This window comes from Candidatus Defluviibacterium haderslevense (assembly GCA_016712225.1).
GTDB lineage: Bacteria > Bacteroidota > Bacteroidia > Chitinophagales > Saprospiraceae > Vicinibacter > Vicinibacter haderslevensis.
In genome coordinates, this window is sequence record JADJRL010000003.1 from 3,279,812 (window position 1) to 3,292,117 (window position 12,306).

Here is a 12,306-nt window from a genome sequence, read left to right on the forward strand (position 1 = left end):
GTAATTGTGGAATGCCTCGATTTTGGTAATACGGAACGAGGCATTTTTTTATTCAGTACCTTTCAAATGACCCAAAGCTAATGCCATCAGGCATTTTCACATATTTTAACGCCACAAATGTCTATAATCCCTTTTACTCAAATAAACTGTATTTTATTTTCAATTTAATAAAAGTTATTAGAAAAATAATTGATTCACATTATTGCAATTCTAATATAAAACCTTTTGCGTCTTTTAATTGCACCAGACTATGCCCAACCTTTGCAGTTGGGCCACCATTTGTTTTTCTAATATTTGTTCAATTTGCTTAGGCCTTAAATTTATCTTTTTGCCAATTCCTTGGGTTATTGGCAATATAATTTTGAATGGTTTCAAATGATCGTGCATCACGAATAATATGGTCATGAAATCGGGGTTGCCATGCAAAATCGGCATGGATTTGTCGGGCGTATTTTGATACCACAGATTTGTATGACCTGACAATGGTTGAAATTGTCCCTGATTTTGGAGAAATTTTTGCCATTTGTTGGTTTTTGTTGGGGTTGGTCGGGTTGGTTGCGTTGTTAGAGACGTTGCATTGCAACGTCTCTACGGTATTACCGTTGTCATCAATCATATCCGGTTTGCCAATAATCAATATTCCGTGGGTATGATTTGGCATTACCACAAAATTTCCTAATTCTATAAACGAAAAATGATTGGAAATTTCCAACCAATATTGTTCTGCAATTTTTCCAATGTCATTTAATTGCATTTCCCTATCCACAATTTCACCAAAAAAATGTTCTCTGTTTTTAGTGCAGATGGTAATAAAATACGAACCATTGCTGCCATAATCCCAGGTTTGTAAACGGGAAGGTGGTATACGATATTTATTTTTGAATTTTTCCATCCCAAACAAACCTATTTAATTACATTCCTTTTTTGTAGTACTTGGCTTGCTGGTTTGGGGATTTATGTTTGTGCTCATTTTGTTAACGACCAGATAGTGAATTGTGTTTTCCTTTTAGTTCACCCTTTGTTCTTACTTTCTATCGTTACATTGAAAGTTTCTACGGTATCATTTTCCCAAGGATTGCCAAGTGCAATTTGCAATTCACTTATACCTTCGTTCATAACTTTAAAATAAAAGGTTTTCAATCCGCCTGCACCAACAGCTTTGTTCGATATTTCATTTTCTTTTTCCGTTAATTTTAGGTGATTTTCATCATGAGCATTTATTTTCCAAAAATATCCTGTAGTAGGATTTTCTGGAAGCTGCAATTTAATTACATCGCCTTTTTTGGTCAGGATTTTCTTTCCATTATCTGTATTATTTATCGTTATCATTTTTTTTAAATTAAAATTTGAAAACATCTGAAAAGTTCCAAGCTATATATTATAACGAAGCAACTTTCCAGATGTTTCAATGATACAAGTTTACCAAACGTAAATTTGAGTTACTTGTCCCCCGTCAAGAAGATAATTGATGGGTGAATTTTTTACTTTTGCGGTTGTAGCTAATACAGTTAGTGCTTCATTAGCCGAGTCAATGGTGTTGGCCAATTTTACCCAACCGGTGCCCACTACGTTCATCCATGAGTTGCGTGCATCGTTTGTTGAGAACAAAGCATTAACTCTTTTGTCGTTGTTCCAAACACCTGCACCAAAACTGTCTTCCATAGCACCACTTGCAGCAGGAGGATCTAAGATGGGAACTGCTTCATTACCGCTTACTATTGATGAACTGTTAGTACTTTCCACTATTAAAGATGGAACGCTTGCTTCCCCTGCTTCAATTTGAGCTAATGGGGGATTATTTACTGGCGATTTTGACATGATATTTTTTTTATAAATTAATTAATGATTTAAAACACATAAACTTGTTGAATAAAACTGTCCTTGATTATTACGTTAACATTTGAATTCGTAGTTTTTGCCGAAGCTAATTGGGTAAGCATGTTAAGAAAGGCAGTGTCGTTTGAATTGCCAATTTTCTTCCAACCGTTTCCACCACTAAGGTAAACCCAAGCGTTTCTGGTTTCATTAGTCGCCCATAATCCTTGAACTTTTACTCCATTAATGTTGTAGTTGTTTACGATTCCGGTAGCTCCATACACTTGTCCTTCGATACCGCATTGACCGAAAGCGATTTTGAAAAATCCAGATTCACCAAAACCTGTTCCCCAACTATTTTTACATATCCAGTATCCACCAGCGGTGTCATAACCAACGATGCATACACAATGACCACCTGCAAGCGTTCCAGTAGTATGTCTATAGATACCTGATCTGTAGCTAAAGAAATCATTATAAACACTAAAACAAGCTTCTACTGGTCCTTTGGTTGAGACAAATTCTTTGATGGCTTCAATGCCGTTGATTTTTGAATAGCCTGTAATTTTGGTTAGGTGGGTATCCCAACCGGCAAGTTTTCCTGAGCAATTTTGATCACCGGCAGTGTATGGATAATACGCTTCCTCCGTTACCCCTTGAGATTGAAAAAAGTTTAATGCTCTATCTGGCCACCAACCATTTCTGCAATTGCGACTTTCAGACCTTGCATGACAATAGAAAAGGTGCGCTTCTGAAAGGTCAATTGCATAAGTCGCACCGCGCAATATTTTGATTTGACTTTCGATTGAAGCAATTGTTCCGAATGCCACACAAGAACCACAATTTCCTTGATTTTTTACATCAGTTACGAAATTTCCTCCATTATTTCGCCAATCTAAAGATGCAGGTGCAGCAAATGTATCTGCTGACTTCATTGCAGAATCAGACAGATATTGCGTCAATGCATTAGAACATATCTGTTCCTGGTCTTCTAAACTTGGAGCGTCCGGTCCGGGAGTATATCCAAGTCGATGTTTTTTCTCTGCATCAGATAATTCTGATACGCTTGTGACGCCGGCTTCCCATCCGGCATTTGAACTTGCAATTGCATCTTGAATTGCACTAAGTTCTAATTTCTCTTTTGCCATTTTTATAAAAAATTGAATTTCGATGCTTACTCTGTTCAGTTTTCAGCTTCCCTGTCTTACTCTTTAAGGATTTTCAGATGACTCCATATTTGTTAAAGCAAAATTCAGTTTTTTGAAGTCTATATACTAAAGGAAATACACCCCTTTTTCTACCGGATTTTTACGGTATTTTTATAATGTGTGATTAGTCAATGAAAATTACAGATAAATAAATATCACCTCTAATGCTATTATTTTGAATGCATTAATATTTATGATATTTCTTTAAATGAGTTTGGATGAAATTTCTATGCTAGTGTCCAATCAAAGCAAAATGATTTTCCAATTCATCTTTATGGTAAAGAAGAAAAATGGCTTGGAATAAATGTCGTTGATAAAGTTACAGTCTTTGACTCTGCTTATAATAGTCTGAATTGGGATACCATATTGTTATGATATTTGAAATCTAAATTTTAAGAATTTGCTTTTGAAATAAAGCATTTTTTTGTACACTTTAAAGGGTGTGTCACATTGCTCTGGATTAGTGGGTCAACATCTTCCTGATTTTGTGGGTTACTTTATTCCGGATTTGATGGGTCAATATGCTCCGGATGAGGCAGCCGCACCCAAGAGGTGTTCTCGTCTTTATTGCGAGGTAAGATGTGTAACAATGCATTCTTTGTTTTTCGTATAACGAGACAGGTTATTCTCCGAATGCAACAGCTTGCTAGGCTATTTGCCAACGAATAATTAAGATTTCGGCAGTTATTCTTTGTCCTCCAATATTTCTAATAGTTTCTGGTTTAAGTATAATTTCTCTTTTCCTACTTTTTCTGATTTCAAAAATCCGTTTTCTTCCAACGCTATCAAATAGTTTCCAACTGTCTTTAAGTTTCCAATATTTTCGTCAATCAAGTGTTGACGTTTGGTATAAGGCAGACGAAATAAAATCTCAATCAGGTCTTTAGAATAAACTTTTGGTAATTTCTTTTTGATTTCCTTGGCAGTTTTCTCCATTGCGGTTGTGATTTTATTTAATCTTTTCAATCCTTTATTGGAAGTTACTTCAATCATATCTAACATATACAAAATGTAAGCTTCCCATTCGTTCTTTTCGGTTACACCTCGTAAACACCTGTAATATTCGACTTTGTTTTTAATGATATACTCACTCAAGTATATTGCTGGGGTGTCTAACAAGCCTGAAAGTTTTAAATACAATAACAATAAAATCCTTCCAGTTCTTCCATTACCATCCGAAAATGGGTGTATTGCTTCAAATTGATAATGCAATATTGCCATTTTTATTAATGGGTCTATTGTTATATTTTCGTTTATGAACTTTTCTAAGTTTGCTAATTTCTCACGGATAATCTGGTCACCACTTGGAGGAGTGTAGATAATTTCGCCAAGTGAGTTGCTCAATGTAGTTCCCGGTGTAACACGAATGGAAGCATCATTTTGTTTGATACATTGTACGATTTTTATGCAAAGATTAGTTGTTATAAATGGTTTTGTTTTCAATTGTTCCAAACCTAACCACAGTGCTTCTTTGTAGTTTAAAACTTCTTTTGTAGCGGAATGTTCGATTTTTCGGTCAGCAACCAAAGACTTATATAGTTCATCGTTTGTTGTGATAATATTTTCTACTTCGGAACTCGCTTTCGCTTCTTGTAAATATATGGTGTCTAAAAACAGCGTTGGGTTTGGGAGATTTATCAAAGTCACATTTAATTGAGCTAATGCTCGTCCAACCGAAATTGTTTTTCGAAGTATATTTTTAGTTTCTATGTCTTCCTCTGGTGGCAGCAGTGGCAGGTGGTTATATGGAATTTTTCGGTCAAATGTTCCCATTATGTTCAAATGTCTGATTTACGCTTGTTGTCAATACGGGTGTAAAAATACTAAAAAATTACTCTTGTTGTCATAATGAAGGTAAAAATTACTCTCGTTCAGCAATGAATAGTTATTATCGTTTCTGGATTGTTATTTATAATAGACGTTAGCTCAAAGAAAAGTTGATCCCTTCAAAATTAATAAATATGAAGGGATGGATCCACTTTTACTCATTTTTATTTACTTTTTGCATAGACGAATTTTCAGTGTCAGGTCTCGTCCGCAAGGCTATAAACCCGGTAAATGAAATTGGAAAGCTGAGAAAGGCTTTTATACTAATTATCCATATACAAGGACTTTTGCATCAATTTTTTACCAACTGCAAGGGGTGGGTCACATTGCGCTGGATTTAGTAGGTCAACATGTTCGGGATGAGGTAGGTGAACATGTTCGGGATTTGTTGGGTCACTTTACTCCAGATTTGGTGGGTCAATATGCTTCGGATTATGCGTTGAATTGAGATTTTGAAACTAAGGTACTGAAATACTCATTTCAAGGGAATTTCTGCATATTACTTTCGTAGAGTTATTATTTTGTAATTATGCGAAAGCAATTTATTTTTAGGGCATAGCTTAAATGGCAATTTAAAGTCCATTCAAATTCTTAATTCAAAATGCAGATCCACACTTATAGAAGGCCCTGTTGAATTACTCAAGAGCTCTGATCTTGTTCTGTTAGGGCTTATCGATATATTTGGTCCTATAGACAGTTTACGAATGATAGTGTATTTATAGTATAGCATTAGACTATATTTTCCGAAATAATATATGTTGCCGTATTTATCAAATATTGGATCTGTATTATTGATGACCTTTTTTCTACAGTGGGAATTGAATAAATAATCATAGGATATACCAGTACCAACATACATTTTATCATTAATCCTGCAACTTAATAATAGGGGAATGGTCAAATAACTATTGGTGTACGTTTCTTTAATCTGTGTTGGATTTAAACCATTGTTTATATTTCCATTAGTAAGAATATTGTTTATTTCAGTATGGAATTGATTAAGTTTATAACCTATCCCTGTAGTTATTTGAATTCTATAAGAGGCCTTATATTCAACCAATGTACTAATAGATACATTCAATCCTGCACATGAACTTGTAGGAATGGAAGAAAATTGTCCGTCCTTATGCGCAATAAGTTTATTAATGCCAATGCTAGGTCGTATAATCAAATCAAAAGTATTATTATTTTCTTGAGCGCCTAAGGAAGTAAGGATAAAGCAAAAAATTAAGATAGCATAAGTAATACTTCTAATTGTCTTGTGAAATAAATAGCAGACGATGTCAATTCCTGAAACTATACTTTGTGTAAATCCATTTAAAAATATAATCTTTGGCCGAAGTAGTTTTAACTTTGGCATAAGTTTATCAGTAAGGTTTTGTTTATCAAACGTTACTGTGATTTTGAAGGGACATTCGTTATCTGATTCTGGTATTGGGGGAGAGGGTTTCATATTTATTTCTAGGAGTGTTATTTTTTGATGTAATGGGTGTTATCAAGCCTAAAAATAATGCATTGTTTTTGAATATTGCAATGTTTTTGTATAATAATCTTGAACTGATTCATAAGCTTTTATTTGACTGAAGTGAGAAGCTGGATTTAAATCTTACAATACAAATCCTTTCGTTCCAATTTATAGCTCACTATTTGGGTTGGATCACATTACTCTTCATATTGTGTGTCAATATGCTCCGGATTATGGATGTCAATGGAACGCTCAGGTAATTAATGTCAACTTCTAATGCAATTATTTAGAATTCATCAATATGTATCGATATTTCTTTAAATTGGCCTGAATGAAACTTCTATGCCATGAAACATTACCCATTATAATAGAGGCTAGTCTCGGATACCATTTTGTTCCATGGCTTAAATCTTTGAGAATGAATTTATATATATTAGCATTGCATTTGGTGCCTAAATTTCCAGATAATAGTTAATATGTCATTGATTTTAATCCAACGAGTAATTCAATTATTGCGTTGTTCTAATTAGATCCAAAAAAAATATTGTATTTTATTTGGAAATTCAAAATATCTATTATATTTGTTGAACGGAATATAATTAATTGAGGAGTTTTATTCTAACTAATTCAGTTTTTTATACCAGAGTATTTATTTATTAACTAACCGCTGTAATGATTAGACTTTTTCATTGCCTATATCTTCATTTGAATTATTTGTACTAATTTTAGTTATACATAATTCGACAAATATTAATGAGAGCATTTCATTAAGAGTTATTGATTCTAAGTTAATTTCTGAATTATATTTAAGTCTATTTTTATCTTGGTCTTTACTTAGATGTTGTGGTTTATTTTATATATAACAAAAGTTATATATTGGAGGTAAGTGTGAAATGATAATTTTGTATGAGTAATTACTTTACGAGTTGAGTTCTAAACTTAAATTGGAGGTGTGATAACTAATAAATAGTTATTTACAGCAATAAGCTTTTAAATGTATAAATTAGTTTTCGTTGAATTCTAAAATTCAACGAAGTATTTCATATTTACAGGTGAATATATTATTGGCTAGATTCAATTTGTTTTATTAAATATATACAATATGATAAAAAATTTTATTAAAATTTTAGAAAACTTTTTCAGCCTAGATTATACTGGTAAAAAGGATATTTGGCTGACAAGACAAGAATCCTTAACCTTATTTGTAGGTATTTTAGGTGTGCTTTTACCTATTTTGCTATGGGGCTTTACCTATTGGGATCTTAAATTAATATGCCCATTAGAATCCATAAGTCATTATTACTATACAAGAGTTTGCGGAATTTTTGTAGTCATTATGTCAATGTTAGCCTTGCTTTTGTTAAACTTCAAGGGAGAAGAGCCAATTGATTTTATTATTTCCTTTATTGCAGGTCTATTTTCAATATTTGTATTATTGTTTCCTACAGATAATATTTCTAATGTCTCATCTTGTTGCAATACCCCAAGTCAAATTGATGCTTGTGTGACCTTTATTTCAAGTAACCCTGATCGAGAATTATTTCATTATGTTTCGGCAGGTATATTTTTGGGCTGTCTAACATTTATGTCATTATTTTCATTTACAAGAGTTAAAAATGACCAAATTACTCCATCTGGAAACATGAAACTTAATAAAAAACTTAGGAATATGATTTATATTACAATGGGAATTATTATGATTTGTGCAATGGCATTTATTTATATTGGCCCCAAAATATTATCTCAGGAGATTTATAATAAGTATAGTTTGACATTTTGGATGGAGTCTATTGCTGTTTGGGGTTTTGGGGTTAGCTGGATTATAAAGAGTAAAATTGTTTTGAAAGATTGAAATTTGTTTTAGTTATAGAAAATAGCCATATAGCATATTGATAATAATTATATTATTTTTTATGTCAGTATTAATTGGTTAAGTTAATCAGATTGAAAAAATGATTTTTGCAAATAAGAAATGAGTTTAAATTAATATATTTTGCATACACTTATTGTATATAATGGGATTGTTTTGGGGCCACTTTTAGGCATTGAGTCAGACGAAGATTATACCATATGTGTATTAATAGAAATCTCCAATTTTGAAGATATTAATGCATTTTCAATTAATATTGATGGTTTGAGTATCAAGCCTAGTAAAAAATTAACATTAATTGATAAATATTTCTATTTACGTTTTGAATTTAAAAAACCTGGACTTGCAGATAAATACCAATTTATTCAATATTGTGTAAACTATAATGATACACCATTAAAAACTTTCAATAATCATTTTATTTTTAGTTTTAGGATTCCACCTTCGAATTGTGTTCCTTCAATAAGTTTTGTTTCATGCAATGGAACAGACATTTATCCTAATGATGTTCCGTTAAAATATTATGAAGGATGGGAGAAGCTCCTTGATGTTTCGCCTGATTTTCTGATCATGGGTGGAGATCAAATTTACGCAGATTCAATACTATATAAAATTAATGGAATTGATAAATATTTTAAAGATTTAAAAATACCGATTCCACCAGATATTATTAGACAAATTGAATCATTTTATTTAAATCTGTATATAAAAAGTTGGTCAAATAGCAATATGGCACTCGCGCTAGCTACTATACCTAACATAATGACATGGGATGATCATGATATATTTGATGGGTATGGTTCATATAATGATGAATTTCAATCGAGTCCCATTATGATAGCCATTTTTGAATCTGCTAGGTTTTATTATGAGCTATTTCAATTGCGAACAATGGAAAATAAAACGCTATATGAAAAGCCAGTGCGTGGAACACAACTAAAGATAAGGAATTATTGGATAATTTGTCCAGATACCCGTACAAATCGCACTCGTACTAGAATTTTATCCTGTGGTCAATATCTTAACTTAGAGGCATTGTTGAAATCAATTATTATTAATGATGAAAATTTAAATATTGCAGAAGGTTCTTCAAATTCGAATTTTACAATTTGTTTTGTGCTTCCAGTTCCGATAGCACATAGGAATTATTTTTCCATAATGGATCAAATATCCAGTTTAAATATATATTCAAAAAAGCGCAATATTATAAAGAATTTAAAATTCTCAAATAGTGATGACTTAAGGGATCATTGGGATCATTATTATCATAGAACGGAGCAATTGAAAATGCTTAATCTTATCTTTGATTTTGGTATTTTATTACATCCTAAATATTTATTAATACTTAGTGGAGATGTCCATTCTAGCGGAGCTTCCAGTATTTCTAAACGCAATAACGGTACTGTAATTGGAACAGCCACTCAATTGGTTTCATCACCCATAGTTAATAAACCAATTACATCTTTTTTAAATATTTTTTTTGGTTGGCTTTCTAGAGATAAAAATAGATTGGAAGGATTTGAACTAGATTTTAAATATTTTGGAACTTTTAAAAGAAAGAATATAATTAAACGAAATTTCATTAAAGTTTCTCAAATTGAGAATAAACGCTTAAACGCATCAATTTATGTTGAAGAGAATTCCGGATGGAAAAATACTAAACCAGAATTTAGGAATTTAAATAAATTTAAATAAAATTCTTAAAAAGTATATGTTTATAAATGCACATGAAATAAATTATTAAAGGCAAAACATTCATTGTTTTTACAGTTTTTATCGAAACTTTAACACACCCAATTTTTTTGGAGAGCTTGGAATTCAATAAACAGTAGAATTGTTAAAGTTGAATTCGTGGAAATATATCAAAATTTATCCCACCATACATTTGAAAACCACTATCAACAAACCTGTAATTGTAATTGTCATGACCATAAACTCCACTTATAAAGAAACCTAGATTATTTTCTAAGTAAATATTTGCGGTAAGTTCGACTCTCATTCTTTGTACTGATCTATGTGGGTTTGTAATATATTCTGATGTTAATTCCAACAAAAAACGATCAAAATGAGTAGATTTAAGCTTTGTCATAAAATCAATGCCAGACTTAATTCTTGCGCGCCCGTAGAATTTAATATCCTCATCCGAATATCCTCCAGCATTAAAAGCGTAAAGAAGCTTATCGTGATAAAGGTCAATTCCAAGTTTGTATCCCAACCATTGTGTCAATATGTTGTCATTATCATATTTAATTATAGTTCTATTTTTTATTATTATTTCAGTATAATTAGTTGAAAAATTACCACTTCTGCGATTTAAGTTATCAGATAAATTCGTTTGATCATTGAAGGTACTATATAAACTCTTACATTCTAGCGTTCCGTCCTTATAGTTTTGATCAAAGGCACAATCAGCTTGACCATTTGAGTAATGGCCAGATTCATAAGAAATGGCCAAAAGATTGATTTTGTTATTATGAATAAACCGGCATAAATGTTGGTAACCAAGAATGCTAATTCTATATGAAGGTGTCTTTACTGGCAATGAATTTTCTTGATACATTCTGATCTGTGGTCTGAATGATATATACCACGCATTAGCTTGCTGTTTAGCTTCTATCGTTCTAGCATTCTGTAGTCTTCTTACAATGTTATTATAAATTGACATCCGAATTATTGGATTGGCTTCAAAAAGAATTTTCTCTTTATCTCTTCTTAAACTGTTTTTAAAACCAATATCAGGCTTATCACCAATTGGATAAACGGCATTAAATTGACCTTTTAAAAGGGTCGAGTATATAACAATTATAGCAATTAATGTATTTTTCATGTGTCTAAAATAATTTTTTCAAGACTTATCGTATCAGGATTGTTAATTCCATTTACTAAAACATCAGCTCCAGTTTTATGATTTATATATACCAAAATGTATTTTATACCTTCTGCTTTTAACTTAATATCTAAAGTGTTTTTAAATGATTTTAAACAGCTTACAACAAATAGATTGTCAATTTCAATATTGAATAATTCATTCAAACAAACCCTGACAAAAGCTAATTGTGTCGGAGATGCTTCAATAATTTTAATAATGCAAAATCTCTGTTTAATTGATTCACTAGGCATAAAAGAATAGTTTAAAAAATATGAATTATTACACAAGTTTAAGTAAATTTCTAATAAAAACAATTTTTATTTTGATAATTTTAATTTATCAATTTAATTAAGAGATATTATATTATCTTCTTATAATCTATTAAAAGTTAAGGAGGATATCTTTCCTAAGGAATTTACACGAATATCATACTTTACCCAATCATTAGCGCTTGCCCCATTACAAAACGGGATCTCTTTAACTAGTCTTGTCATTATTGTAGGGACTTGCTTACCAGACGCATTAGGAACTTTCTCGCTTATAGCGAGATAAGTTGAATACTCGTCAGCAATCTCCCAGGATCGAAATTATAGCAGAGTAGAAGACAATAAATTGACATAGCAATATGCCTATTTTGTAAATCCTTGATCTGAGATTTAGTCCAATGTTTTTTACTTATAGTGGTTTTGAGATGTATGGCTAATGGTGGATGCTGTTAAAAGTCAAGGTCAATTATACTATAAAACTTGCAATGATTGAACAGAGAATTAGTCCTATATAAAAAATTGCTACTGAGGGGAAAAATAATATTTTCCAAATATTTGTAAATTTTAGAAGCTCTTGCTGATTTCCGCTCATTCTGCTTCTTAAGTCAAAAATGTAGAAGCCTACTAAAATTTGCTTTTCAAATGATGTGGTAAAATCTGGACTATTTAAAAATTTGGAAATTTGAATAACCCTAAAAATAAACCCTCTTTGGATTCTTCTGTACCATCCATCAATAAACCAAAATAATAAAGGAATTACAGTTGTGGAAAGATAATGCCCATGAAAATGAGTAGTTTCATTATCTTTTCCTAAGGCCAAAACAATTGCTCCACCCCATAGCCCAATGGTCCAATATTTAATGCTTTGTGTTATAGTATCTATTTTATCAATGGAGGAGTTCAAATGGTCTAGCTCCTTTTTTAACATTTCTAATTGAAAGTAAAATGCACTTCCTTGATTTTCCATTTTAAGCATATTTTGATTA

Annotated in this window: 12 protein-coding genes; 3 read left to right on the forward strand and 9 right to left on the reverse strand. The window is 31.6% G+C overall.

Features of this window, described 5'->3' with window-relative positions; all coding sequences use genetic code 11:
• Positions 1-307: 307 nt before the first annotated feature.
• From IPK88_12790 to IPK88_12815, 6 genes are all read right to left on the reverse strand, one after another.
• On the reverse strand, positions 308-892 hold the full coding sequence (locus tag IPK88_12790) for a transposase (protein MBK8244297.1): 585 nt from the start codon (positions 890-892) through the stop codon (positions 308-310).
• A 119-nt stretch (positions 893-1,011) separates the two neighbouring features.
• Entirely contained in the window at positions 1,012-1,356 is a 345-nt protein-coding gene (locus IPK88_12795; protein ID MBK8244298.1) for a protease inhibitor I42 family protein, read from the reverse strand.
• A gap of 63 nt (positions 1,357-1,419) precedes the next feature.
• A complete protein-coding gene (locus tag IPK88_12800; protein MBK8244299.1) occupies positions 1,420-1,818 on the reverse strand; it encodes a hypothetical protein in 399 nt (132 codons plus the stop codon).
• A gap of 29 nt (positions 1,819-1,847) precedes the next feature.
• Positions 1,848-2,963, reverse strand: a complete 1,116-nt coding sequence (locus IPK88_12805) for a C1 family peptidase (GenBank protein ID MBK8244300.1) — start codon at positions 2,961-2,963, stop codon at positions 1,848-1,850.
• Between the two features lie 744 nt (positions 2,964-3,707).
• Positions 3,708-4,796 carry a Fic family protein gene (locus IPK88_12810; GenBank protein ID MBK8244301.1) on the reverse strand — a complete coding sequence of 363 codons (1,089 nt, stop codon included), beginning with the start codon at positions 4,794-4,796 and terminating at the stop codon, positions 3,708-3,710.
• Positions 4,797-5,433: 637 nt separating this feature from the next.
• Positions 5,434-6,303 carry an outer membrane beta-barrel protein gene (locus IPK88_12815; GenBank protein ID MBK8244302.1) on the reverse strand — a complete coding sequence of 290 codons (870 nt, stop codon included), beginning with the start codon at positions 6,301-6,303 and terminating at the stop codon, positions 5,434-5,436.
• A gap of 343 nt (positions 6,304-6,646) precedes the next feature.
• Between IPK88_12815 and IPK88_12820 the strand changes: the two genes are divergently transcribed.
• From IPK88_12820 to IPK88_12830, 3 genes are all read left to right on the forward strand, one after another.
• A complete protein-coding gene (locus IPK88_12820) occupies positions 6,647-6,790 on the forward strand; it encodes a hypothetical protein (GenBank protein ID MBK8244303.1) in 144 nt (47 codons plus the stop codon).
• Positions 6,791-7,417: 627 nt separating this feature from the next.
• The gene (locus IPK88_12825; protein MBK8244304.1) at positions 7,418-8,167 is read left to right on the forward strand and encodes a hypothetical protein; all 750 of its coding nucleotides are present in this window, start codon (positions 7,418-7,420) and stop codon (positions 8,165-8,167) included.
• Between the two features lie 141 nt (positions 8,168-8,308).
• Positions 8,309-9,880: an alkaline phosphatase family protein gene (locus IPK88_12830; GenBank protein ID MBK8244305.1), complete on the forward strand. Its 1,572-nt coding sequence runs from the start codon at positions 8,309-8,311 to the stop codon at positions 9,878-9,880.
• A 142-nt stretch (positions 9,881-10,022) separates the two neighbouring features.
• On the opposite strand, the gene IPK88_12835 is transcribed toward IPK88_12830, so the two are convergent.
• From IPK88_12835 to IPK88_12845, 3 genes are all read right to left on the reverse strand, one after another.
• Positions 10,023-11,012 (reverse strand): hypothetical protein, encoded by a 990-nt coding sequence (locus tag IPK88_12835; GenBank protein ID MBK8244306.1) that lies wholly within the window; start codon positions 11,010-11,012, stop codon positions 10,023-10,025.
• Positions 11,009-11,305: a hypothetical protein gene (locus IPK88_12840; GenBank protein MBK8244307.1), complete on the reverse strand. Its 297-nt coding sequence runs from the start codon at positions 11,303-11,305 to the stop codon at positions 11,009-11,011. Before IPK88_12840 ends, IPK88_12835 begins: the two co-directional genes overlap by 4 nt.
• Positions 11,306-11,786: 481 nt before the next feature.
• Positions 11,787-12,287 (reverse strand): hypothetical protein, encoded by a 501-nt coding sequence (locus IPK88_12845; GenBank protein ID MBK8244308.1) that lies wholly within the window; start codon positions 12,285-12,287, stop codon positions 11,787-11,789.
• Positions 12,288-12,306: the final 19 nt, after the last annotated feature.

Coding starts and splice junctions, on each gene's coding strand:
- IPK88_12790 (MBK8244297.1), bottom strand. CDS start 892: ATGGAAAAATTCAAAAATAAATATCGTATACCACCTTCCCGTTTACAA.
- IPK88_12795 (MBK8244298.1), bottom strand. CDS start 1,356: ATGTTTTCAAATTTTAATTTAAAAAAAATGATAACGATAAATAATACA.
- IPK88_12800 (MBK8244299.1), bottom strand. CDS start 1,818: ATGTCAAAATCGCCAGTAAATAATCCCCCATTAGCTCAAATTGAAGCA.
- IPK88_12805 (MBK8244300.1), bottom strand. CDS start 2,963: ATGGCAAAAGAGAAATTAGAACTTAGTGCAATTCAAGATGCAATTGCA.
- IPK88_12810 (MBK8244301.1), bottom strand. CDS start 4,796: ATGGGAACATTTGACCGAAAAATTCCATATAACCACCTGCCACTGCTG.
- IPK88_12815 (MBK8244302.1), bottom strand. CDS start 6,303: ATGAAACCCTCTCCCCCAATACCAGAATCAGATAACGAATGTCCCTTC.
- IPK88_12820 (MBK8244303.1), top strand. CDS start 6,647: ATGAAACTTCTATGCCATGAAACATTACCCATTATAATAGAGGCTAGT.
- IPK88_12825 (MBK8244304.1), top strand. CDS start 7,418: ATGATAAAAAATTTTATTAAAATTTTAGAAAACTTTTTCAGCCTAGAT.
- IPK88_12835 (MBK8244306.1), bottom strand. CDS start 11,012: ATGAAAAATACATTAATTGCTATAATTGTTATATACTCGACCCTTTTA.
- IPK88_12840 (MBK8244307.1), bottom strand. CDS start 11,305: ATGCCTAGTGAATCAATTAAACAGAGATTTTGCATTATTAAAATTATT.
- IPK88_12845 (MBK8244308.1), bottom strand. CDS start 12,287: ATGGAAAATCAAGGAAGTGCATTTTACTTTCAATTAGAAATGTTAAAA.